General features: G+C 71.9%; 21 protein-coding genes. 15 read left to right on the top strand and 6 right to left on the bottom strand.

The window, feature by feature from the left end; translation table 11 throughout:
• Nucleotides 1-157: 157 nt before the first annotated feature.
• Nucleotides 158-796: a TIGR03085 family metal-binding protein gene (locus ABZ822_RS15800; protein WP_360853034.1), complete on the bottom strand. Its 639-nt coding sequence runs from the start codon at nucleotides 794-796 to the stop codon at nucleotides 158-160.
• 137 nt (nucleotides 797-933) lie between these two features.
• Nucleotides 934-1,848 (bottom strand): hypothetical protein, encoded by a 915-nt coding sequence (locus ABZ822_RS15795; RefSeq protein ID WP_360853031.1) that lies wholly within the window; start codon nucleotides 1,846-1,848, stop codon nucleotides 934-936.
• A gap of 192 nt (nucleotides 1,849-2,040) precedes the next feature.
• On the opposite strand from ABZ822_RS15795, the gene hisI reads away from it, so the two are divergent.
• From hisI to ABZ822_RS15730, 13 genes are all read left to right on the top strand, one after another.
• Nucleotides 2,041-2,430, top strand: a complete 390-nt coding sequence (gene hisI, locus ABZ822_RS15790; RefSeq protein WP_360853028.1) for a phosphoribosyl-AMP cyclohydrolase — start codon at nucleotides 2,041-2,043, stop codon at nucleotides 2,428-2,430.
• 11 nt (nucleotides 2,431-2,441) lie between these two features.
• On the top strand, nucleotides 2,442-3,974 hold the full coding sequence (locus ABZ822_RS15785; RefSeq protein WP_360853025.1) for an anthranilate synthase component I: 1,533 nt from the start codon (nucleotides 2,442-2,444) through the stop codon (nucleotides 3,972-3,974).
• Nucleotides 3,975-4,103: 129 nt separating this feature from the next.
• Nucleotides 4,104-4,748, top strand: coding sequence for a TIGR02234 family membrane protein (locus ABZ822_RS15780; protein ID WP_360853022.1), 645 nt, complete (start codon nucleotides 4,104-4,106; stop codon nucleotides 4,746-4,748).
• Between the two features lie 155 nt (nucleotides 4,749-4,903).
• The gene (locus tag ABZ822_RS15775; RefSeq protein WP_360853019.1) at nucleotides 4,904-5,128 is read left to right on the top strand and encodes an HGxxPAAW family protein; all 225 of its coding nucleotides are present in this window, start codon (nucleotides 4,904-4,906) and stop codon (nucleotides 5,126-5,128) included.
• Nucleotides 5,129-5,351: 223 nt separating this feature from the next.
• On the top strand, nucleotides 5,352-5,732 hold the full coding sequence (locus tag ABZ822_RS15770) for a DUF2752 domain-containing protein (protein ID WP_360853371.1): 381 nt from the start codon (nucleotides 5,352-5,354) through the stop codon (nucleotides 5,730-5,732).
• A gap of 196 nt (nucleotides 5,733-5,928) precedes the next feature.
• Nucleotides 5,929-6,738, top strand: a complete 810-nt coding sequence (gene trpC, locus ABZ822_RS15765) for an indole-3-glycerol phosphate synthase TrpC (RefSeq protein WP_360853016.1) — start codon at nucleotides 5,929-5,931, stop codon at nucleotides 6,736-6,738.
• Nucleotides 6,739-7,212: 474 nt separating this feature from the next.
• Complete coding sequence (trpB, locus tag ABZ822_RS15760) at nucleotides 7,213-8,487, top strand: tryptophan synthase subunit beta (protein WP_360853013.1); 1,275 nt, start codon at nucleotides 7,213-7,215, stop codon at nucleotides 8,485-8,487.
• Nucleotides 8,487-9,302 (top strand): tryptophan synthase subunit alpha, encoded by an 816-nt coding sequence (trpA, locus tag ABZ822_RS15755; RefSeq protein WP_360853010.1) that lies wholly within the window; start codon nucleotides 8,487-8,489, stop codon nucleotides 9,300-9,302. Before trpB ends, trpA begins: the two co-directional genes overlap by 1 nt.
• 170 nt (nucleotides 9,303-9,472) lie before the next feature.
• Nucleotides 9,473-10,249: a thioredoxin domain-containing protein gene (locus ABZ822_RS15750; RefSeq protein WP_360853007.1), complete on the top strand. Its 777-nt coding sequence runs from the start codon at nucleotides 9,473-9,475 to the stop codon at nucleotides 10,247-10,249.
• Between the two features lie 318 nt (nucleotides 10,250-10,567).
• Nucleotides 10,568-11,698, top strand: a complete 1,131-nt coding sequence (lgt, locus tag ABZ822_RS15745) for a prolipoprotein diacylglyceryl transferase (protein WP_360853004.1) — start codon at nucleotides 10,568-10,570, stop codon at nucleotides 11,696-11,698.
• Between the two features lie 237 nt (nucleotides 11,699-11,935).
• On the top strand, nucleotides 11,936-12,667 hold the full coding sequence (locus ABZ822_RS15740; protein WP_360853001.1) for a VIT1/CCC1 transporter family protein: 732 nt from the start codon (nucleotides 11,936-11,938) through the stop codon (nucleotides 12,665-12,667).
• Between the two features lie 323 nt (nucleotides 12,668-12,990).
• Nucleotides 12,991-17,592 carry a glutamate synthase large subunit gene (gene gltB, locus ABZ822_RS15735; RefSeq protein WP_360852998.1) on the top strand — a complete coding sequence of 1,534 codons (4,602 nt, stop codon included), beginning with the start codon at nucleotides 12,991-12,993 and terminating at the stop codon, nucleotides 17,590-17,592.
• The gene (locus ABZ822_RS15730; protein ID WP_360852995.1) at nucleotides 17,585-19,045 is read left to right on the top strand and encodes a glutamate synthase subunit beta; all 1,461 of its coding nucleotides are present in this window, start codon (nucleotides 17,585-17,587) and stop codon (nucleotides 19,043-19,045) included. Before gltB ends, ABZ822_RS15730 begins: the two co-directional genes overlap by 8 nt.
• Nucleotides 19,046-19,251: 206 nt before the next feature.
• Here ABZ822_RS15730 and ABZ822_RS15725 read toward each other — a convergent pair whose 3' ends face one another.
• The 3 genes from ABZ822_RS15725 to ABZ822_RS15715 form a co-directional block, all read right to left on the bottom strand.
• Nucleotides 19,252-19,710: a hypothetical protein gene (locus ABZ822_RS15725; RefSeq protein WP_360852992.1), complete on the bottom strand. Its 459-nt coding sequence runs from the start codon at nucleotides 19,708-19,710 to the stop codon at nucleotides 19,252-19,254.
• A gap of 211 nt (nucleotides 19,711-19,921) precedes the next feature.
• The gene (locus tag ABZ822_RS15720) at nucleotides 19,922-20,356 is read right to left on the bottom strand and encodes a CBS domain-containing protein (protein WP_360852989.1); all 435 of its coding nucleotides are present in this window, start codon (nucleotides 20,354-20,356) and stop codon (nucleotides 19,922-19,924) included.
• 58 nt (nucleotides 20,357-20,414) lie between these two features.
• On the bottom strand, nucleotides 20,415-20,846 hold the full coding sequence (locus tag ABZ822_RS15715; protein ID WP_360852986.1) for an SRPBCC family protein: 432 nt from the start codon (nucleotides 20,844-20,846) through the stop codon (nucleotides 20,415-20,417).
• Between the two features lie 195 nt (nucleotides 20,847-21,041).
• On the opposite strand from ABZ822_RS15715, the gene ABZ822_RS15710 reads away from it, so the two are divergent.
• Nucleotides 21,042-21,764, top strand: coding sequence for a sulfite exporter TauE/SafE family protein (locus ABZ822_RS15710; protein ID WP_360852983.1), 723 nt, complete (start codon nucleotides 21,042-21,044; stop codon nucleotides 21,762-21,764).
• Between the two features lie 117 nt (nucleotides 21,765-21,881).
• Here the strand turns inward: ABZ822_RS15710 and ABZ822_RS15705 are convergent, their stop codons facing one another.
• Nucleotides 21,882-22,784, bottom strand: coding sequence for a hypothetical protein (locus ABZ822_RS15705; RefSeq protein ID WP_360853368.1), 903 nt, complete (start codon nucleotides 22,782-22,784; stop codon nucleotides 21,882-21,884).
• A gap of 322 nt (nucleotides 22,785-23,106) precedes the next feature.
• Here ABZ822_RS15705 and ABZ822_RS15700 point away from each other — a divergent pair, with 322 nt between their 5' ends.
• A complete protein-coding gene (locus ABZ822_RS15700; protein WP_360852980.1) occupies nucleotides 23,107-23,901 on the top strand; it encodes a serine protease in 795 nt (264 codons plus the stop codon).
• Nucleotides 23,902-23,906 lie beyond the last annotated feature (5 nt).

The following is a 23,906-nucleotide window of genomic DNA, read 5'->3' as shown; positions in this document are numbered from 1 at the left end:
GTCGGCCCGTTGCTCCGCACGGCACGGGCCGACCCGCACATGGCTCCGGTCCGCCAACGGCCCCGTACGGGCGCGGGCGGACCGGAGACCGGTGTTCCGCGGTCCGCCGGGCTCGCCGGGCTCCCGCGGTCCGGGACTGCCCCGGACCGCCGTGGTCCTACATGGGCAGGCCGAGCGGCGCGTCCTGCGCCCGCGCGACGGCTTCCTTGTCGCCCTCCATCTCGACCTTCGCAACGCGCTGACGGCCGAAGAGGAACAGCGTCAACTCGCCCGGCTCCCCGGTGACGGTGACCACGGGCGTGCCGCGGCGGGCGACCGCCGTACGGCCGTCGGGACGGCGGACGACCAGCCCCACCGTGGACTTGCGGCCCAGCAGCCGTGCCCCGCGCTCCAGGCGCGTCCACAGGACGTCGGCGAACACCGGGTCGAGCTCACGCGGCGTCCAGTCGGGCTGGGCGCGCCGTACGTCCTCGGCGTGCACGAAGAACTCCACGGTGTTCGCCGCTTCGTCGATCTGCTTGAGCGCGAACGGGGACGAACGCGGCGGGCCGGTACGGATGAGCTGGATCAGCTCCTCGTACGGCTTCGCGGCGAACTCGGCCATCACCCGCTCCAGACGCGAGGCCAGCGGCTTGAACACGATGCCCGCGGCCGCGTCCGCCCGTCGCTCCCGCAGCACCACGTGTGCTGCCAGGTCGCGGGTCGTCCAGTCCTGGCACAGCGTCGGCGCCCCGGGGCCGGCGGACTCCAACAAATCGGCGAGAAGAAGGCGTTCACGCTTCGCATGGGTCGACATACGGCCAGCGTACGACCGGCCCGGGCACCCGGCCAGGACGCGCCCCGGCGCGGCCGGGGTCCGGTCACGCGCGGTCGCGTGCCGCATCCGGCGGTGGCCGGCCGGGCAGCGGTCGGGTCAGCCGGGCAGCGGTCGGGTCAGCCGGGCAGCGGCGCGGACAGCTTCTTCCCGCCGATGCGGTCGCTGAGCGTCATCGCGCAGGAGATCCGCTTCTCCTGGCGGACCCGGTAGGTGTCCAGGGACGGATAGAGGGCGTAGTTGAAGTACTGGCGCCCGTCCTCCGGAACCGACTTCATCCGGTCCGCCACGGCCGTCTCGCACAGCTCGAGCGCCTTGTCCTGGAGCTGTGTCTCGGAGGTGTACGACCCGCTGAGCGTCCGGCTGGCTATCACCTCGCCGTCATGAGGGCCGCCGCACGAGCGCGTCTCGATCGCGTCGACCGAACTGTCCAGCGCCGGGTGGTCGAAGCACTTGCCCGGTGCGAGGGCGACGAACGGCACCAGGTCGCCGGGCGAGGAGGACGCACCGCCGGTCGGGGCGTCGGCAGGCGCGGAGGGGGTCGTGACGTCGCCGCCCGCCGGGCCGTCGCTCGACCGGTCCCCGGAGGAGGCGCGCGGCTTGGCGTCGGCTGTGGCCCCGCTGTCGCCCGAACCCGCCAGGAGCAGGAAGCCGCCCACGGCGAGACCGGTCACCAGCACCCCGGCGATGAAGATCGCGGCGACCTTGGGGCCGCTCGGCCCGCCGCCGGAGGGCGGCTGCGGCGGGGGATAGGCGCCGTAGCCGCCGGGGCCCATGCCCTGCGGCGGGCCGTAGCCGACCGGCGGCTGCCCGTAGCCGGGCCCCTGACCGTAGGCGGGCCCCTGCCCATGACCGGGCCCCTGTCCGTATCCGGGCGGCTGCCCCTGTCCGTACGCCGGCGGCTGTCCCTGGCCCGGCTGTGCCTGCTCGGGCCCCTGGCCCTGCCCGCCGGCGGGGCCGAATCCCTGCGGGGGGCCGAAGCCGCCCCCGGAGGAGGGCGGCGTGGGCTCGTGCGGCGAGGGCGGGAACGTCATGCGGGAAGCATGCCCTATCGCACCGACAATCAGCCCATCGGCCCACGCGCCATGGGGAGTCGAGGACCGGCCGTGCTGTCCGCCCCTGCGCCCCGGCCGCCACCGGAAGCCATCGGTCCGGGGCGCTGCGCACACGTGCACGCTGCGCACACGGGCGCAGGGGCGCTGCGCACACGCGGCACAATGGAGTCCATGTCCAGCACCCAGCGCCCCTCCGACCTCGACCCCGCCATCGCCGCCCGCCTGAAGCGGAGCGCGGACGGGCTCATTCCGGCCATCGCCCAGCAGTACGACACGGGCGAGGTCCTCATGCTCGGGTGGATGGACGACGAGGCGCTGCACCGCACCCTCACGAGCGGCCGCTGCACGTACTGGAGCCGCAGCCGTCAGGAGTACTGGGTCAAGGGCGACACCTCGGGCCACGTCCAGCACGTGAAGTCCGTCGCCCTCGACTGCGACGCCGACACGGTCCTGGTGAGGGTCGACCAGGTCGGCGCCGCCTGCCACACCGGCGACCGCACCTGCTTCGACGCAGGTGAGCTGCCCATGGACACGTCCGCGCGGGAGCCGCGGGCGGACTAGGATCCCGCCCCATGACCACGGGTGCTGCCACGATGGACCTCGAGACCTTCCGCAAGCTGGCGGCCGACCGCCGCGTCATCCCCGTCAGCCGCAGACTGCTGGCGGACGGGGACACTCCGGTCGGCCTCTACCGCAAACTCGCCGCCGAACGCCCCGGCACCTTCCTGCTGGAGTCCGCGGAGAACGGCCGCTCCTGGTCCCGCTACTCCTTCGTCGGCGTCCGCAGCGCCGCCACCCTCACCGTCCGGGAGGGCCAGGCGCACTGGCTGGGCACACCGCCCGTCGGCGTACCCGTATCCGGTGACCCGCTGGCCGCGCTGCGCGCCACCGTCGAGACCTTGCACACCCCGCGCGACCTGGCCGCACAGGAGCATCTGCCGCCGTTCACCGGCGGCATGGTCGGCTACCTCGGCTACGACATCGTGCGGCGGCTGGAGCGGATCGGCGACAGCACCGAGGACGATCTGCGCCTTCCCGAGCTGACCATGCTGCTCACCTCGGACCTCGCCGTCCTCGACCACTGGGACGGCACGGTCCTGCTGATCGCCAACGCCATCAACCACAACGACCTCGACACCGGCGTCGACGAGGCGTACGCGGACGCGGTGGCCCGTCTCGACGCCATGGCCGCCGACCTCTCACGTCCGGTTCCGGCGAGCGCCGCCGTCCTGCCGCCCTCGCAGGTGCCCGACTTCACGGCACGGTGGGGCGGCGCCGCCTATCAGGAGGCGGTCGACGACATCAAGGAGCGGATCCGCGCGGGGGAGGCGTTCCAGGTCGTGCCGTCGCAGCGGTTCGAAACCCCCTGTCCCGCCTCGGCGTTGGACGTCTACCGGGTGCTGCGGGCCACCAACCCCAGCCCGTACATGTACCTCTTCCGCTTCCCCGGCGTGGACGGGGAGGAGGGCTTCGACGTCGTCGGCTCCAGCCCCGAGGCCCTGGTGAAGGTCGAGGACGGCCGCGCGATGGTGCACCCCATCGCGGGGACGCGCCCGCGCGGCGCGACCCCGCAGGAGGACGCGGCGCTCGCCGACGAACTGCTCGCCGACCCCAAGGAGCGGGCCGAGCACCTGATGCTGGTCGACCTCGGGCGGAACGACCTGGGCCGGGTCTGCGATCCGGGCAGCGTCGAGGTCGTGGACTTCATGTCGATCGAGCGCTACAGCCACGTCATGCACATCGTCTCGACCGTCACCGGCCGCCTCGGCGGGGGGCGTACGGCGTTCGACGTCCTCACCGCCTGCTTCCCCGCCGGCACGCTCTCCGGCGCGCCGAAGCCCCGCGCGATGCAGATCATCGAGGAGCTGGAGCCCACCCGCCGCGGCCTGTACGGGGGTTGCGTCGGCTATCTGGACTTCGCGGGCGACTCCGACACCGCGATCGCCATCCGTACCGCCCTGCTGCGCGGGGGCACGGCCTATGTGCAGGCCGGGGCGGGCGTGGTCGCCGACTCGGACCCGGTGGCGGAGGACACGGAGTGCCGCAACAAGGCCGCCGCGGTGCTGCGCGCGGTGGCGATGGCGAGCGGGCTGACGACGCCGTAGGCGCGACGCACGACACCCACCGCGCGGTGCTGTCCTGCGCCGTGAGAACGGCCACCTCCGCCCGGTCGATGACGGCGCGCGGGAGGCCCCCCTTGTAGGCCGGAATGTCCGACGCGCCATAGTGGTGGGGTGAGTGCCGTACCTCATCCCCGTACACCCCAGGCCCCGCCGCCGTCGTCGTCGCGACGGAGTCTCGCCATCGCCCTGCTGCTCGGCGCCCTCGGTGCCGCGCTCGCGCTGCTCGCGGGCGGCCAGACGTGGAGCGAGGGCCTGTCGACCGCGGCGCAGGGCGCCCAGCCGCTGTCCGCCAAGGGCCGCGACGTGACGGGTCTTCCCGCCGCGCTCGCCGTGGTCGGACTGGCCGCGCTCGTCGCCGTCTTCGCCGTGCGGCGAGGCGGCCGGGCCCTGGTTGCCGCCCTGCTGGCGCTGAGCGGCGCGGCCGCCGTGTTCACCTCCGTCATCGGCGGCTCCGACTCCGGTGCCCTGGAGGCCGAGGCGGCCGACGCCACCGGACTGGCCGACGCCGGTGTCGAGCACGTCACGCACACCCCCTGGCCCTGGGTCTCCGCCGCCGGGGGCGTGCTGCTGCTCCTGGCGGGACTGCTCGCCCTCCGCTACGGCCGTCACTGGCCGGCCATGTCGGGGCGGTACGAGCGTGGTGGCCGCCCGGCACCCAGCCGTACGCGCCGTGCGCCCGACCCCGACCGGCCCGAGGAGATGTGGAAGGCCCTCGACCGCGGCGAGGACCCCACGGGTGAGGACGACACCCGGTAGGAGCGACCCGGCGGAACCGTGAGGGCCCGACTGCTCCGCCCGGCGCGTCCGCGGTGCCCCCGGATCACCAGCAGCCCCACGCGTCGGGGACAATGACCCCCGAGCCTTCAACGCGCCGGGATCCGGGCGCGCGACACAGCAACGAGGAGTACTCAATGGCGGGCAGCAGCCACGGACACACCCCGGCGGCCTGGACCGGTGTCACCATCGCCTTCATCGGCTTCCTGATCGCCGGTGTCTTCACAGTGGCGGCCCAGCCCTTCGGCGTCGTGGCCGGACTGGTCGTCGTCGTGCTCGGCGGTGTCGTGGGCATGGCCATGCGCGCCGCGGGCATGGGCCAGCAGAAGCCCGCCGGCTCCGAGGCCACCGCCCAGAGCTGAGGCCGACGCACACCAGGCGCGGCTCCCGATCCGTACGGCTGTTCGGCGTGTACGGGGTCCGGAGCTGCGCCGCCGCGCGTCTGCGGGGAGACTCGGTGGTGTGAGTGATGAATCGGTGCAATCCGCGCAAACCGCAAGGCCCGTCCGGACTGCGGACGCCCTGCCCCCTGTCGCCGCACCGCCGCCGCCCACCACCGCACCGGCGCCGCGCCGCGCCACCGCCCTGGCCGCGCCGCTCGGCGCCCTCGCCGCCGTCGTCGGCGCCTTCGGCTACGTCGGCGCCGTGGACCCCGGCGAGCCCGGCCACTACCCGGTCTGCCCGCTGCTCCACCTCACCGGCCTGTACTGCCCCGCGTGCGGCGGCCTGCGCAGCGCCCACGCCGTCGCGCACGGCGACCTCTCCGCCGCGCTCGGCGCCAACGCCCTCGCCGTCACCGCGTACGCCGCCTTCGCCGCCCTCTGGACGGTCTGGCTCCTCCGCGCGGTCCGCGGGCGGCCCATGAAGCTCGGGCTGCGGGCTTCCCACGTGTGGTCCCTGGCGGCCGTCGTGGTGGTCTTCACCGTTGTCCGGAATTCGCCGTTCGGGACCGGGCTCGTGCCATGATCTCCGCCGTCGCAGCGGCCCGGCCGAGCCTGGGAACTCCACGAAACGTCCAGGTTGTGGGACCGCGGACGACCGGATGCGGGACCTCCGCGCCCGGCCGGATACCATCGCAGTGCCTCGTGCACCGCCCGCCCGGGCGGCGCCCGACCGGCGCCAACCGTCCGCTCCGCACCCGTTCCGGAAGGGGGCCGCTCGCGTGAGTGTGCTCGACGAGATCATCGACGGAGTCCGCGCCGACCTCGCCGAGCGGCAGGCGCGTGTCAGCCTCGACGAGCTCAAGGAGCGGGCCGCGAAGGCTCCCCAGGCCAAGGACGGTGTGGCCGCGCTCCGCGGCGACAGCGTCCATGTGATCTGCGAGGTCAAGCGCTCCAGCCCGTCCAAGGGCGCGCTCGCCGCGATCGCCGACCCCGCCGGGCTGGCCTCCGACTACGAGGCGGGCGGCGCGGCCGTCATCAGCGTGCTGACCGAACAGCGCCGCTTCGGCGGCTCGCTCGCCGACCTGGAGGCCGTACGGGCCAAGGTCGACATCCCGCTGCTGCGCAAGGACTTCATCGTCACCTCGTACCAGCTCTGGGAGGCGCGTGCGTACGGCGCCGACCTCGTGCTGCTGATCGTCGCCGCCCTCGACCAGGAGGCCCTGGTGTCACTGGTCGAGCGGGCCGAGTCCATCGGGCTCACCCCGCTCGTCGAGGTCCACGACGAGGAGGAGATCGAGCGCGCGGTGGACGCCGGGGCGCGGATCATCGGGGTCAACGCGCGTAACCTCAAGACTCTCGAGGTGGACCGCGGGACGTTCGAGCGCATCGCGCCGGAGATCCCCGACCACATCGTGAAGGTCGCCGAGTCGGGCGTCCGCGGGCCGCACGACCTCATCGCGTACGCCAACGAGGGCGCCGACGCCGTGCTCGTCGGCGAGTCCCTGGTCACCGGCCGGGACCCGAAGGCGGCCGTCGCCGACCTCGTGGCCGCCGGTGCCCACCCCGCTCTGCGGCACGGACGGGGCTGAACCGCCCATGCACGCCTACGCACGGCTCGCCCGCGGCTGCAGGCCGCGCGGCTGCCGTGCGCCCGCACGCCGCGTCCGGGGACGCCGCGTGCGCTATGTGATCGGCTGCGAGCCGGGCCAGGTCAACGGAATGCGATGGCCCGAAGCGGCTCAGCCCGGGCCGCAACGCCCCTGAAGGCGCCCCCTCGCCACATCGGCGTGCTGCTGACCCCGGCACACGGTGAGGAGGGGGTGTGGCGGGGTGCCCCCGCAGAGCGGCGATTCACCTGCCGGCAGCCGGACGACCGACCTGCGGGTTTCGCCGCTCGAGGAGGTACCCCGGCGCGCCCCTGACGACCGGGCACCACCGCAGCCACCCCCGTACGCCCCCGCCGGAGCGGCGAGCGCCTAAGCGGCGAGCGCCCACGCGGCGAGCGTTAACGTGTTCACAGATCGAGACTTCGGGGCGAAAGCCCCTTCCGAGGAGTACGTCGGATGTCCTCTGACTTCTTTGTCCCCGACCCCGAGGGTCGGATCCCCAGTTCCCAGGGCTACTTCGGTGCCTTCGGCGGCAAGTTCATCCCCGAGGCACTGGTCGCCGCGGTCGACGAGGTCGCCGCCGAGTACGAGAAGGCGAAGGCGGACCCCGCCTTCGCCGCCGAGCTCGACGGGCTGCTCGTCGACTACACCGGCCGCCCGAGCCCGCTCACCGAGGTGCCCCGCTTCGCCCGTCACGCGGGCGGCGCGCGGATCTTCCTCAAGCGGGAGGACCTCAACCACACCGGCTCGCACAAGATCAACAACGTCCTGGGCCAGGCCCTGCTCACCCGGCGCATGGGCAAGACCCGCGTCATCGCCGAGACCGGCGCGGGCCAGCACGGCGTCGCCACTGCCACCGCCTGCGCACTCTTCGGGCTCGAGTGCGTGATCTACATGGGCGAGATCGACACCGAGCGCCAGGCCCTCAACGTCGCGCGGATGCGCATGCTCGGCGCCGAGGTCGTGGCCGTGAAGTCGGGCAGCCGGACGCTGAAGGACGCGATCAACGAGGCGTTCCGCGACTGGGTCGCCAACGTCGACCGCACCCACTACCTCTTCGGCACGGTCGCAGGACCGCACCCCTTCCCCGCGATGGTCCGCGACTTCCACCGGGTCATCGGCGTCGAGGCGCGCCGCCAGATCCTGGAGCGCACGGGCCGTCTGCCGGACGCCGTCGCCGCGTGCGTCGGCGGCGGGTCCAACGCGATCGGGCTGTTCCACGCGTTCATCCCGGACGAGGGCGTGCGCCTGGTCGGCCTGGAGGCCGCGGGCCACGGCGTCGAGTCCGGCGAGCACGCCGCGACCCTGAGCGTCGGCGACCCCGGCATCCTGCACGGCTCGCGGAGCTACGTCCTCCAGGACGACGAGGGCCAGATCACCGAGCCGTACTCGATCTCCGCCGGCCTGGACTACCCGGGCATCGGGCCGGAGCACGCGTACCTCAAGGACGCGGGCCGCGGCGAGTACCGCCCGGTCACCGACGACCAGGCGATGCAGGCGCTGCGGCTGCTGTCGCAGACGGAGGGCATCATCCCGGCGATCGAGAGCGCGCACGCGCTCGCCGGGGCGCTCGACCTCGGCCGCGAGCTGGGCGAGGACGGCCTGATCCTGGTGAACCTCTCCGGCCGTGGCGACAAGGACATGGACACCGCTGCCCGCTACTTCGGGCTGTACGAGCCGACGGACGCCGTCGAGGCGGACGCGGCCGACGAGACCGAGGGAGCCAACTGATGGCGGGCAATCTGGAACTGCTGGGATCGGTTCTGGCCAAGGCCAAGGACGAGAACCGCGCCGCGCTGGTCGGGTACCTCCCGGCCGGCTTCCCCTCGGTCGACGGCGGCGTGCGCGCCGTCACCGCGATGCTGGAGGGCGGCTGCGACATCGTCGAGGTCGGGCTGCCGCACAGCGACCCGGTCCTCGACGGTCCGGTCATCCAGACCGCCGACGACATCGCCCTGCGCGGCGGCGTACGGATCGCGGACGTGATCCGTACGGTCCGGGACGCGCACGCCGCGACGGGTGCGCCGGTGCTCTGCATGACGTACTGGAACCCCGTCGACCGCTACGGCGTGGAGCGCTTCGCAGCCGAGCTGGCCGAGGCCGGGGGAGCGGGCTGCATCCTTCCCGACCTGCCGGTGGAGGAGTCCGAGGCGTGGAGGAAGGCCGCCGAGCAGCACGGCCTGGCGACCGTCTTCGTCGTGGCGCCGAGCAGCAGGGACGAGCGGCTGGCGAAGATCACGGCGGTCGGCACGGGCTTCGTCTACGCGGCCTCGCTGATGGGCGTGACGGGGACGCGGGCGTCGGTGGGCGAGCAGGCCAAGGACCTCGTCGGGCGTACGCGCGGGACGACCGATCTGCCGGTGTGCGTCGGGCTGGGCGTCTCCAACGGTGAACAGGCCGCGGAGGTGGCCGGGTTCGCGGACGGGGTGATCGTCGGCTCGGCCTTCGTCAAGCGGCTGCTGGACGCGCCCGACCTGGAGTCGGGCCTGGCCGGGGTCCGTGAGCTGGCGGCCGAACTGGCCGCCGGCGTACGGCGCCGCCCCTGACGGTCGGCGCGCCTGAACGCGCCACCGCACCTGACAACGCCACAGCGCCTGACAACGCGCTCCGGCGGGCCTGACAAGTCCCCGGACCGCTCATCAGGCCGCCGTCGCTCATAAGGGTGGATCTGGGACCGGGGAGGCACGCTCGTGCCTCCCCGGTTCGTTTCCCAGACGTGAGCGAGAAGAACCGTGAGGGAAAGCGCAGCGCGCGTGAGCGGCTGCAGGTGGAGCGCGAGCGGGACAAGGCCCGTGACAAGCGAAGGCGGACGCTGTTCGTCGGGGTGGTCGGTGTCGCCGTCCTCGGGATCGCCGCGGGCGTGGGCTTTGCGGTGTCCCAGTCGGGTGGCGACGGCGACGGGCCCGTGGTCGCGCCGACCGGTGCCAACGGCGAGGACAACCTCGCGATCCCGGTCGGCCGGTCCACCGCGCCGTCGTCCCTCACGGTCTACGAGGACTTCCGCTGCCCCGCGTGCGGCCAGTTCGAGAACGGCTTCCGCGACACCATCCACACATTGCAGAACCGCGGCCTGCTCCGCACCGACTACCACCTGGCCACGATCATCGACGGCAACATGGGCGGCACCGGCTCCCAGGCGGCCGCCAACGCCGCCGCGTGCGCGCAGGACGCCGGGAAGTTCCAGGCGTACCACGACGTGCTCTACCGCAACCAGCCGGCGGAGCAGGACGACGCCTTCGCCGACAAGGCCCATTTGATCGACCTGGCCGGACAGGTGAAGGGCCTGGTCACGCCCGAGTTCAGGAAGTGTGTGAACGACGGCAGCCACGACAGCTGGGTGGAGAAGTCCAACAGCGAGTTCACCAACTCCGGCCACCAGGGCACCCCGACGGTCCTGCTCAACGGCAAGAACGTCTACAGCAACCAGCAGAATCCGCTGACGCCCGAGAAGCTGACGAAGATGGTCGAGGACGCGGCCGAGCAGAAGTCCTGACGACCACGGCGCTCGCTGAGGGCCGGCCCCGCGACAGCCCGGCACTTTGCGCACCTCCCGCACCGCCCGGCCGTCCACCCGCCGCCCGGCCCCCGCTCCCCGCACCGGAGCGGGGGCCGGGTGCTTCCGCCCCCGACGCCGTCCCGCGTACTGCCGCCCTCCGGCGCGCGCCGCGTACTGCCGTGCCCCGGTGCCGCCCCGCGTCCTGCTGCCCCGGGCGCCGCCCAGCGCACTCCCACAGCCTTCGCGCAGCTCGGGGACGAAGGGGACGACCGGGCTGGGAAAGCGGCAGGGGTGCACGGTAGGTTCGGTTCTGCCATGGACCTCGCATACATTCCCAGTCCGTCGACCGGCGTGATCCACCTCGGACCGATCCCGCTGCGCGGCTACGCGTTCTGCATCATCATCGGCGTCTTCGTCGCCGTCTGGCTCGGCAGCCGCCGGTGGGTGGCCCGGGGCGGCCTCCCGGGCACGGTGGCCGACATCGCCGTGTGGGCGGTGCCCTTCGGGCTCGTCGGTGGCCGTCTCTACCACGTGATCACCACGTACGAGCCGTACTTCGGCAAGAACGGCGACTGGGTCGACGCGTTCAAGATCTGGGAGGGCGGTCTCGGTATCTGGGGCGCCATCGCCCTGGGCGCGGTCGGAGCCTGGATCGGCGCCCGGCGGCGCGGCATCCCGCTGCCCGCGTACGCCGACGCCGTCGCGCCGGGCATCGCCCTCGCCCAGGCGATCGGTCGCTGGGGCAACTGGTTCAACCAGGAGCTGTACGGCCGGGCCACCGATCTGCCGTGGGCGCTGAAGATCGACGGCGACCCCGCCAGCGGCCGGGTCGCGGGGACGTACCACCCGACCTTCCTGTACGAGTCGCTGTGGTGCATCGGTGTGGCGCTGCTGGTCATCTGGGCCGACCGCCGCTTCCAGCTGGGACACGGCCGGGCCTTCGCGCTCTACGTGGCCGGGTACACCGTGGGCCGCGGCTGGATCGAGTACATGCGCATCGATGAGGCGCATCACATCCTGGGCGTCCGGCTCAATGTGTGGACCTCGGTCCTCGTCTTCCTGGCGGCCATCGCCTACATGATCATTTCCTCGAACCGCCGACCGGGGCGCGAGGCCGTCGTCGAACCGGCCGCCGAGGCCGCCCGTGCGGAAGCGGAGAAGAAGAAGGGCGAGGAGCCGGACTCCGCGTCCGACGCCGATGCCACCGCCTCCGGCGCGGTCGACGGGGAAGCGGAATCCACGCCGGGTGATGGCGGTGACGGTGACGACGACGGGGCCGCGGCCGCGGGATCCGGCGACTCCACGGCCACCCCACCCGCCGACGCCTCCGCGAGGACCGGCGCCGGCGACGCGCCCGCACCGGCCGACGAGGCCGCGCCCGCATCCGGCGAGGCCGGGTCCGGCTCCGCGTCGAGCTCCGAGGCGGGCACCGGCAAGAAGCGCTGACTCCCTGCTCCACATGAACGGCCGCCATGTCCGCCCGGGGCAGGCGGCCGTTTCGTATCGACGGCCCGCCCTCCCTGCATGGCCACGTCAACCACCCCGGTCGAGAACTCCCAGGTCAGCGTGGTTAGTTCGGCCTTCCTTGCTAGACGATCTTGGGGAAGTGTGCGTACGGTCGAGGCGTTGGGCACAGGGGGCACGCCCATGCCCCCGAGCCCGGGGAAGGAGCATCCGAAGACGATGTCCGTCATCGACACCGACGCCGAACTGCACGACGCCCACCGTGACAACCACACGCACCGGGACGTGAACGGCGGCTGGCTGCGGCCCGCCGTCTTCGGCGCCATGGACGGGCTCGTCTCCAACCTCGCCCTGATCAGCGGTGTCGCCGGTGGCAGCGTGTCCTCCCAGACGATCGTGCTCACCGGTCTCGCCGGGCTGGCCGCCGGTGCCTTCTCCATGGCCGCCGGCGAGTACACCTCCGTCGCCTCCCAGCGTGAGCTGGTCCTCGCCGAGCTGGACGTGGAGCGGCGCGAGCTGCGCAAGCACCCCAAGGACGAGCAGGCGGAGCTGGCCGCGCTGTACGAGGCGCGCGGCGTGGACGCGGACCTCGCGCGCAAGGTGGCGGGCCAGCTCTCCCGAGACCCCGAGCAGGCCCTGGAGATCCATGCCCGGGAGGAGCTGGGCGTCGACCCCAAGGATCTGCCGTCACCCACCGTGGCCGCCGTGTCGTCGTTCGGATCCTTCGCGCTGGGCGCGCTGCTGCCCGTGCTGCCGTATCTGCTCGGGGCGGTCACGCTGTGGCCCGCGGCGCTGCTCGCGCTGCTGGGGCTCTTCGCGTGCGGTGCGGTCGTGGCGAGGGTCACGGCCCGCTCCTGGTGGTACAGCGGGCTCCGGCAGCTGATACTGGGTGGAGCCGCGGCCGCGGTGACCTTCGGACTCGGCGTGCTCTTCGGTACCGCGGTCGGCTAGCGATCAGGGCTCCGATCGGCCCTGCCGGACCTCGGGCAGTACCCTGCCGACCTCGATCAAGACGTTTCTCTTCGGTTTCAGCTCGTTTACGAGCGGGCATGAGCCGAAAGCGCTACAGGCAATGTCGCCTGGTGCGCCCCGGGCTGCGGATGTCGATCCGTCCGCATTTGCCTCCTTCACCGCACCAGGGCGGTGTCCGCATGCTGGAATGATGCATCCGCTTCGCGAGAAGCGACCCATCATGTAACCTGCACGAAAATTTGCGCAGAGGGCCAACGTCGTCCCTCGGCACTGACACTGCCACGACGACGACGGGAGAGCCGATGCGTTCCGCGTCCACGCACTCGACCAGCGGCACCGCCGCCTGGTCGCCCATGGACGGGCGCCCCGCTCCGCAGGGGATGTACGACCCGCGCAACGAGCACGACGCCTGCGGTGTCGGTTTCGTGGCCACCCTCACCGGTGAGGCGAGTCACGAGCTCGTGGAGCAGGCTCTCACCGTGCTGCGCAACCTCGAGCACCGTGGTGCCACCGGCTCCGACCCGGACTCCGGTGACGGCGCGGGCATCCTGCTGCAGGTCCCGGACGCCTTCCTGCGTGAGACCGCCGGATTCGACCTCCCCGAGGCCGGTTCGTACGCCGTCGGCATCGCCTTCCTGCCCGCCGAGGACGAGGCCGGTACCGCGGCCGCCGCCGCCATCGAGACCATCGCCGCGGACGAGGGGCTGACCGTTCTCGGCTGGCGCGAGGTCCCCGTCGCCCCCGAGATGCTCGGCGCGGGCGCCCGCGCCACCATGCCCGCCTTCCGCCAGCTCTTCGTCGCGGACCGTGACGGGCAGGCGACCGGCATCGCCCTGGACCGCAAGGCGTACGTGCTGCGCAAGCGCACCGAGCACGAGACCGGCGTGTACTTCCCGTCGCTCTCCGCCCGTACCCTCGTCTACAAGGGCATGCTGACCACCGGGCAGCTGGAGCCGTTCTTCCCTGACCTCTCCGACCGCCGCTTCGCGACCGCCGTCGCCCTGGTCCACTCGCGCTTCTCGACGAACACCTTCCCGAGCTGGCCGCTGGCCCACCCGTACCGCTTCGTCGCGCACAACGGCGAGATCAACACCGTCCAGGGCAACCGCAACTGGATGCGGGCGCGCGAGTCGCAGCTCGCCAGCGAGCTGTTCGGCCAGGACGGCCTGGAGAAGATCTTCCCCGTCTGCACGCCCGGCGCCTCCGACTCCGCGTCCTTCGACGAGGTCCTGGAGCTGCTCCACCTCGGCGGCCGGTCGCTGCCGCACGCGGTGCTGATGATGGTCCCCGAGGCCTGGGAGAACCACGCCTCGATGGACCCGGCCCGCCGCGCCTTCTACCAGTTCCACTCCACGATGATGGAGCCCTGGGACGGCCCCGCCTGTGTCACCTTCACCGACGGTGTCCAGGTCGGCGCCGTCCTCGACCGGAACGGTCTGCGCCCCGGCCGCTACTGGGTCACCGACGACGGCCTCGTCGTCCTCTCCTCCGAGGTCGGCGTCCTCGACATCGACCCGGCCAAGGTCGTCCGCAAGGGCCGCCTCCAGCCGGGCCGGATGTTCCTCGTCGACACCGCCGAGCGCCGCATCATCGAGGACGACGAGATCAAGGCGAGCCTCGCCTCCGAGCAGCCGTACGCGGAGTGGCTCGAGGCCGGGATCATCGAGCTGGAGGACCTGGCCGAGCGCGAGCACATCGTGCACACCCATGCCTCGGTCACCCGCCGCCAGCAGACCTTCGGCTACACCGAGGAGGAGCTGCGCGTCCTGCTCGCGCCGATGGCCAAGGCCGGTGCGGAGCCCATCGGTTCGATGGGTACGGACTCGCCGATCGCCGCGCTCTCGACCCGCCCCCGGCTGCTGTTCGACTACTTCACCCAGCTCTTCGCGCAGGTCACCAACCCGCCGCTGGACGCCATCCGCGAGGAGCTCGTCACCTCGCTGATCTCGCCGCTCGGCCCGGCCGGCAACCTGCTGGAGCCGCACGCGGCGTCCTGCCGCAGCGTCACCCTGCCGTTCCCGGTGATCGACAACGACGAGCTGGCCAAGCTCATCCACATCAACGCCGACGGCGACCTGCCCGGTTTCAAGGCCGCGACCCTGTCCGGCCTGTACCGGGTCAGCGGCGGCGGCGCCTCGCTGTCCGCCCGGCTCGAGGAGATCTGCGCCGAGGCCGACTCCGCCATCGAGGCCGGCGCCCGGCTCATCGTGCTCTCCGACCGCCACTCGGACGCCGAGCACGCGCCGATCCCGTCGCTGCTCCTCACCTCCGCCGTCCACCACCACCTCATCCGCACCAAGCAGCGCACCCAGGTGGGTCTGCTGGTCGAGGCCGGTGACGTCCGCGAGGTGCACCACGTCGCGCTGCTCATCGGCTACGGTGCCGCGGCCGTCAACCCGTACCTGGCCATGGAGTCGGTCGAGGACCTCGTCCGCGCAGGGACGTTCCTGCCGGAGATGGAGGCCGAGACCGCGATCAAGAACCTGATCAAGGCGCTCGGGAAGGGCGTCCTGAAGGTGATGTCCAAGATGGGCATCTCCACCGTCGCCTCCTACCGCGGCGCGCAGGTCTTCGAAGCCGTCGGCCTGGACGAGGAGTTCGCCGACACCTACTTCCACGGCACCACCACCAAGATCGGCGGTGCGGGCCTGGACGTCATCGCCCGCGAGGTCGCCGAGCGGCACGCAAAGGCGTACCCGGCCTCCGGTATCGCCCCGGCCCACCGGGCGCTGGAGATCGGCGGTGAGTACCAGTGGCGCCGCGAGGGCGAGCCGCACCTCTTCGACCCCGACACGGTCTTCCGGCTGCAGCACTCCACGCGCTCCCGCCGCTACGACATCTTCAAGCAGTACACGCAGCGCGTGGACGAGCAGTCCGAGCGCCTGATGACGCTGCGCGGCCTCTTCGGCTTCAAGGAGGGCGACCGCGAGCCGATCTCCATCGACGAGGTCGAGCCCGTCAGCGAGATCGTCAAGCGGTTCTCCACCGGCGCCATGTCGTACGGCTCCATCTCCCAGGAGGCGCACGAGACGCTGGCCATCGCCATGAACCAGCTCGGCGGCAAGTCCAACACCGGTGAGGGCGGCGAGGACCCGGACCGGCTGTACGACCCGGCCCGCCGGTCCTCCATCAAGCAGGTCGCCTCCGGCCGCTTCGGTGTCACCAGCGAGTACCTGGTCAACTCCGACGACATCCAGATCAAGATGGCGCAGGGCGCGAAGCCCGGCGAGGGCGGCCAGCTTCCCGGCCACAAGGTGTACCCGTGGGTGGCCAAGACCCGGCACTCCACGCCGGGCGTGGGGCTCATCTCCCCGCCGCCGCACCACGACATCTACTCCATCGAGGACCTGGCCCAGCTCATCCACGACCTGAAGAACGCCAACCCCCAGGCGCGTATTCACGTCAAGCTGGTCTCCGAGGTCGGCGTCGGCACCGTTGCCGCCGGTGTTTCCAAGGCGCACGCGGACGTCGTGCTGATCTCCGGCCACGACGGCGGTACGGGCGCCTCGCCGCTCACCTCCCTCAAGCACGCGGGCGGCCCCTGGGAGCTGGGCCTGGCCGAGACCCAGCAGACGCTGCTGCTCAACGGCCTGCGTGACCGCATCGTCGTGCAGACCGACGGCCAGCTCAAGACCGGCCGTGACGTGGTCATCGCCGCGCTGCTCGGCGCCGAGGAGTTCGGCTTCGCGACCGCGCCGCTCGTGGTCTCCGGCTGCATCATGATGCGCGTCTGCCACCTGGACACCTGCCCGGTCGGTATCGCCACGCAGAACCCGGTGCTGCGCGAGCGCTACAGCGGCAAGGCCGAATTCGTGGTGAACTTCTTCGAGTTCATCGCGCAGGAGGTCCGCGAGCTGCTGGCCGAGCTGGGCTTCCGCACGCTGGAGGAGGCCGTCGGCCACGCCGAAATCCTCGACATCCGGCGGGCGGTGAACCACTGGAAGGCCCAGGGCCTCGACCTCGAACCGCTGCTGCACGTGCCGGACCTGCCCGAGGGCGCGGTGCGCCACCGCGCTATCGAGCAGGACCACGGCCTGGCGAAGGCGCTGGACAACGAGCTCATCAAGCTCGCCGCCGACGCGCTGACCGCCGACAGCCCGGAGGCCGCACAGCCGGTCCGCGGGCAGGTCGCGATCCGCAACATCAACCGTACGGTCGGCACGATGCTGGGCCACGAGGTCACGAAGAAGTTCGGTGGCGCGGGCCTGCCCGACGACACCGTCGACATCACCTTCACCGGCTCCGCGGGCCAGTCGTTCGGCGCCTTCGTGCCGCGCGGCGTGACCCTCCGCCTCGAGGGCGACGCCAACGACTACGTCGGCAAGGGCCTCTCCGGTGGCCGCCTCGTCGTCCGCCCCGACCGGGGCGCCGACCACCTGGCCGAGTACTCGACCATCGCGGGCAACACCATCGCGTACGGTGCGACCGGCGGTGAGATCTACCTCCGCGGCAAGGTCGGCGAGCGCTTCTGCGTCCGCAACTCCGGTGCCACGGTGGTCTCCGAGGGTGTGGGCGACCACGGTTGCGAGTACATGACCGGTGGCAACGCGGTCGTGCTCGGCGAGACGGGCCGCAACTTCGCGGCCGGTATGTCGGGCGGCTTCGCCTACGTCATCGACCTCGACCCGGACCAGGTCAACCCGGACCTGTCCTCCGCCGTCGGACCGCTGGACAGCGACGACCAGCAGTGGCTGCACGACGCCGTGCGCCGCCACCACGAGGAGACCGGCTCCACGGTCGCGGAGAAGCTCCTCGCCGACTGGGACACCGCCGTGACCCGCTTCAGCAAGGTCACGCCGGCCACGTACAAGGCAGTGCTCGCCGCCAAGGACGCCGCCGAGCGAGCCGGACTCCCCGAGTCCGAGATCCACGCGAAGATGATGGAGGCGGCGACCCATGGCTGACCCGAAGGGCTTCCTCACCACCGGCCGCGAGGTCGCCGAGACGCGCCCCGTCGAGGAGCGCGTCAACGACTGGAACGAGGTCTACAAGCCGGGTTCCCTGCTGCCCATCATCAGCAAGCAGGCCGGCCGCTGCATGGACTGCGGCATCCCGTTCTGTCACAACGGCTGCCCGCTTGGGAACCTCATCCCCGAGTGGAACGACTACGCCTACCGCGAGGACTGGACCGAGGCCAGCGAGCGCCTGCACGCCACCAACAACTTCCCGGAGTTCACCGGGCGGCTGTGCCCCGCGCCGTGCGAGTCCGCCTGCGTCCTGGGCATCAACCAGCCCGCGGTGACCATCAAGAACGTCGAGGTCACCATCATCGACAAGGCGTGGGAGGCCGGTGACGTCACCCCGCAGCCGCCGGACCGGCTGTCCGGGAAGACCGTCGCCGTGATCGGCTCGGGCCCCGCGGGCCTGGCCGCCGCCCAGCAGCTCACCCGGGCCGGCCACACCGTCGCCGTCTACGAGCGCGCGGACCGCATCGGGGGTCTCCTCCGGTACGGCATCCCCGAGTTCAAGATGGAGAAGCGCCACATCAACCTGCGGATCGAGCAGATGCGCGCGGAGGGCACCAAGTTCCGTACGGAGGTGGAGATCGGCCGCGACATCGACGCGGCGAAGCTCCGCCGCCGCTACGACGCGGTGGTCATCGCCGCCGGTGCCACCACCGCGCGCGACCTGCCGGTGCCGGGGCGCGACCTCAAGGGCATCCATCAGGCGATGGAGTACCTGCCGCTCTCCAACAAGGTGCAGGAGGGCGACTTCGTCTCCTCGCCGATCAGCGCCGAGGGCAAGCACGTCGTCGTCATCGGCGGCGGCGACACCGGCGCGGACTGCGTCGGTACGGCCCACCGCCAGGGCGCGGCGTCCGTCACCCAGCTGGAGATCATGGCCAAGCCGGGCGAGGAGCGCAGCCCGAACCAGCCGTGGCCGACGTTCCCCATGCTCTACAAGGTCACCTCGGCCCACGAGGAGGGCGGCGAGCGCCTGTACTCGGTGTCGACCACCCACTTCGAGGGTGACGAGGAGGGCAACGTCCAGTGGCTGCACATGATCGAGGTGGAGTTCAAGGACGGCAAGCTGGAGCAGAAGCCGGGCACCGAGCGGAAGATCCCGGCCCAGCTCGTCACCCTGGCCATGGGCTTCACCGGTGTGGACCGCGAGAATGGCCTGGTCGAGCAGTTCGGCCTGGAGCTGGACGAGCGCGGCAACGTCGGGCGGGACGCCGACTTCGCGACCAACGTGCCCGGTGTGTTCGTCGCCGGTGACGCGGGCCGCGGTCAGTCGCTGATCGTGTGGGCCATCGCCGAGGGGCGCTCCGCGGCCAAGGGCGTGGACCGCTTCCTGACCGGTGCCAGCTCGCTGCCGGCGCCGATCCGCCCGACGGACCGTTCGCTGACCGTCTGACCGTCTGACCGTCTGACCCACCGGACACGGGCGGACCACCGCGGCGCACCACAGGCCGCGGCGCAGCGGCGCAGACACGCCGCACAACAGGAAAAGCTGTTCCGTACAACGGCGTACGGACGGAACCGCGGCGCCTGACTCCCACCCCGACCGGAGCAGGCGCCGCGGACCGTCTTCCCGCCTTCTCCCCACCCTGCTGCCGGCGCTCAGCCGTTCAGCAGCGTCTTCCCGGTGGCGGCGTCCACCACCGGGCGGTCCCCGAGATCCTGCTTCAGCTTCACGTCCACGTTGTCGATCAGCAACTGGTCGGTGCAGACGTCGACGTCCTTCTTCTTGACCGCCCAGCCGGCGACCACGACGACCTTGCCCGACTCGCGCACATGGGCGCCGAAGTCCGCGTCGCACGCGCCGTGGCCGACCCGGACGACGAACTGGTCGCCGTCGCGTCCGCGGGGGAGTTCGGCGCCCTCCAGCGGGAGCATGTCGCCTGGCCGCCCGCTCACCGGGCGGACGTGCCGCGGCCACTCCTCGATGATCCGCTCCGACCGCCGGTCGAAGCGGGAGGGCTCCTCGCCGGTGCTCACCGTGGTCGCGTCGTCGCCGCAGCCCGTCGCGGTCAGAGCCGCGGCCAGGGCGAGCAGCGCGGCCGTCACACCTCTGCGCATCGTGCCTCCTGATGTCGCAGATGTGACGGCCGCACGCCGCAGCGGGTTCCCCCGGCGGTCCCGGTCCCGGCCCCGCTACTCGTTCCGCTGTGTGTTCCGATTCGGGTTCCGGTATTGGCTCCGGTCGTGGTTCCGGATCCGGTTCCGGTTCCGATGCCGCCGGGAGGTCCGGGAGATTCGGGAGGTCCGGGCGGCCGGAGACGGACGCCGCTCAGGCGTAGACCCGCTCGACGAACTCCGCGACCTGCTCGTCGCTGATGTTCCGTGCCAGGTTGTGTTCGCTGATCATTCCGCACAGTCGGTGATTGTCGCGCACATCGATCACCGGGAGCCGCTTGACCTGATGCCTCTCCATCATTTCGAGGGCTTCGGTCATGGGGGCTTCGGCATCGACCCAGTGCAGCTCACCGGCGAACCGTCCCGCCTTCGTCCGCCCCAGGTCCATGCCCTCGGCGCAGCACTTCACCACGATGTCGCGGTCCGTGATCATGCCCTTGAGCCGGTCGTCCGCCCCGCAGATGGGAAGGCTGCCCACGTGGAGATCGCGCATCATGCGACAGGCGTCCAGGATCGACTCGTTCTCTCCGATGCACTGGGTGCCGGTGGTCATGATGTCCCGTACCTTCAGCGTTCCTGTCGCGGCCATGGCCGATCCTTCCTTTCCGCTTGTCGTCCTCTTCTTCCTCTTACTTCTGCTGCGCTTCCTACTCCGCTTCCTCCGCCAGGTCCTTGAGCTGCTGCAGATCCTCGCGGACCAGCCGCTCGATGGCGTGGGCCTGGGCGAACCCCTTCGGACCTCCGAACGTCTCCTTCACCGTGTCCGGGTCGTACTGCACCCGCACCTGTACACGGGTGTGCTCGGGGTCGAGGGGGAGGACGGAGAACGTGCCCTGCAGACGGGCCCCGTTCGTGGTCCGCCACATCATCAGCCGGCCCTGGCCCCGGTCGAGGATCTCGGCGTCGACCTCGTACACCCGGTCGCCCGCGTCGATGGCCAGATGCGCGCGGTGCAGGCCCTCGGTGCGGGCATCCCGTACGCCGCCCACGAAGCGCGGGTAGTCCTCCACACGGTGGAGGCAGTCCCACGCGACCTTCGCCGGTACGTCGATGTCGATCTGCTCTTCGAGCGTGCTCATCGTCGGACCTCCACACACCAGCCTGCGCCGCCAGGGCGTGCTCTGCGACTCGGGCCTCCTCGCCCCGTCGCCACCCACCGCGACCGGTCGAGAACCCCGCGCTTCGACGGGTGCGCGTCCCCTTCCGGCCGCCCCGGGACGGGCCGCGACGGGCGTCTGGACCGTGGTCGCTCCGGCTGCGATCGTCGGAGCACCATGACCCCCGACGTCCTCGTGCCGCTCGCCGTCACCGTCGGCGTCGCCGCGTTCGTCCAGGGGACGAGCGGTCTCGGTTTCGCACTGGTCGTCGCGCCCGTCGCCGGGCTGCTGGCGCCCGGCCTCCTTCCGGTGTTCCTGCTCGCCGCGATGATCCCGCTCAATCTCTACGTCGCGTGGCGCGAGCGGGCGGCCGCGGACCTGCGCGGCGCGGGGTGGATCACCGCGGCCCGGCTGGCGGCGACGCCGCTCGGGCTGGTGCTGCTCCAGGCCGTACCGGCGGACCGGCTCGGCCTGCTCGTCGGGGCAGCGACCGTACTCGCGGCGCTGGTGAGCCTGGCCGCTCCGGCGTTCACGCCGGGGCGCGGCGCGTGGCTCGCCGCGGGCGCGGTCACCGGCGTCACCGAGACCGCGACGGGGGTGGGCGGTCCGCCGCTCGCGCTGGTCCACCAGCACCGGCCGCCGCCGGAGCTGCGCTCCACGGTCGCCCTGTGCTTCCTCGCCGGTGAACTCGCGTCGCTGGCCCTGCTGTTCGCGACCGGACGGGGCCGGGCGAGTGCGTTGTGGGCCGCCCTTCTCGTCCTCCCGGCGCTGGCCGCGGGGGCGTGGCTGAGCCGTCTCGTGCACCGGCGCGTGGACGCACGACGCATGCGGATCATGGTGCTCGCGTTCGCGCTGATCTCGGGGGCGGTGCTGATCGTCGGCGCTCTGCCCGGTGTCTGAGCGCGGCGGTCACCCGCCCTGAGCCGTCGGGCCCGGGCACCGAGGGTGATGTGCCGCTGACCGTGGGGTCGGCGCGCGCAGCCACGGGCGACGCGCGGCGGGGGCGCGTCGACCGTCTCAGGTGTCGCAGTCCAGCACCGTGCGGCAGAGGGAACAGCGCGCCCGGACCCGCCCCCGCACCGGCACGCGGATGCGCTGATGGCAGGTGGGGCAGGGGAAGGTCACCCGCAGCGGGGCCTGCCCCTCGAAGGCGTACGCGGCACCGGACGGAGCCGCGCCCCCTGCCTCCGGCGCGCGTCCGCCCTGTACGGAGCGCCGGTCGCGCGCATAGCGGCGGCGCCCGGCCCAACCGGACGCGGTCAGCGGCGGCTGCTGCCCGTCGCGCCGGGCCAGCGCCCGGCCGGTGGTGTACGCGGTGTACGCCTGCGGGCTGGTGAACCAGGGGGAGGGGTCCTCTCCGAAGACCATCGCGCGCTTGGCGAGCACGTAGCCGAACTCCTCGGGGGTGAGGTAGCCCAGCTTCTGCGAGGAGACCGCGTCCTCCCGGAAGGCGTCGAGCAGCAGCCACCCCGCGCCGAGGTAGGTGGTGGCGGTGTCGGTGAGGATCTCGTTGTCGCGCGTGCCCTGGAAGGACAGGTCGAGGCGGTGCAGATAGACGTGCATCACCTCGTGCGCGAGGGCGGCGCCGATGTCCTGGCGGTGGGTCTTGAAGCGGCTGTTCAGCTCGATGAAGTACTCGGGTCCGGCGGCGAGTTCGACGTTCGCGGCGTGGTGCATGTCGCGGAAGCTGACGATGATGCGGGCGTCGGGGAGCCGCAGATGCTGGACCATCGCGCGGGCCACGCGCTGCACCCCGAGGTAGAGGTCGTCGGCGTCGGCGAAGGCGACATCGGCGGGCAGCACGCTGGCGGAGAAGGTGCGCACGGTGTCGTACGACAGCCGTTTGTAGATCGCGTTGATGGACGCCCGCACGGTCTCGATGTGCGGATAGCCGTGCGCCACGTCGCTGCCCGTTTCCACGCCCACGGGTTCAACTGTACGGGTGCGCGACCCCTGCCGGGCAAGAAGATCCGAGGTCGGAAGGGGTACTTCCGGAAAGCTGCCGTGCCCCTGCCGCACGGCAGGTGAGGGGGTGCGCGGGCCGGTTCCGGCGCGCACCCGGACCCCCGGTCCCCCGAACTCCCCCTGAAACTGGGTAGTTGCACACCCTTGTCATGCGCGCATCTCCTTCGTGATAATCCAATCGCGCTTTTTGCTGCCTCATCCCCCACGTCCCACAGATTCTTCGGGATTGGTATGAGCCTGCCAGAAAGCGTGCAGACCCCCCACGAAAGGACATCTCTTGAACACCCTGGTCAAGACTCTCCAGAGAACTGCCGCTGTCGGTGCCGTCGCGCTCGCCGCGTTCAGCCTTCAGCCGCTGACGGCCAGCGCCGAGCAGGCGCCGGTCGCGGGAGCCAAGCCCCCCGTCGTCGGTGGAAAGCCCGCCGAGAAGGGCGAGTTCCCGTGGATGGTCCGTCTCTCGATGGGCTGTGGCGGTTCTCTTCTCGCCAAGGACGTCGTCCTCACCGCAGCGCACTGTGTTGACGGCTCCGGCGACAACACCAGCATCACCGCGACCGGCGGCGTCGTGGACCTGAACGACTCCGACGCCGTCACCGCCAAGTCCACCAAGGTCCTCCAGGCCCCGGGCTACGACGGCAAGGGCAAGGACTGGGCTCTCATCAAGCTCGACAAGGCGATGGACCTCGAGACGCTCCCGATCGCGGAGAGCGACAAGTTCGACAACGGTGACTTCACCATCGCCGGTTGGGGCGCGGCCGAGGAGGGCGGCGGCCAGCAGGAGAAGATGCTCAAGGCCGAGGTGCCGTTCGTCGAGGACGCCACCTGCAAGTCCGCGTACCCCGACCTGGTCGAGGGCGAGGAGCTCTGCGCCGGTCTCATGGACACCGGCGGCGTCGACACCTGCCAGGGCGACTCCGGTGGCCCGATGTTCCGCAAGGACGACTCCGACGCCTGGGTCCAGGTCGGCATAGTCAGCTGGGGCGAGGGTTGCGCCCGCCCGGGCAAGCCCGGTGTCTACACCGAGGTGAGCCACTTCGCCGCGGACATCAAGAAGGCCGCGGAAGAGCTCTGATCTCC

This window comes from Streptomyces sp. NPDC047108 (genome assembly GCF_040643575.1).
In the GTDB taxonomy this organism is placed as follows: Bacteria; Actinomycetota; Actinomycetes; order Streptomycetales; family Streptomycetaceae; genus Streptomyces.
Note: the sequence above shows the minus strand (reverse complement) of the source record. Positions and strands in the feature narration are given on the sequence as shown.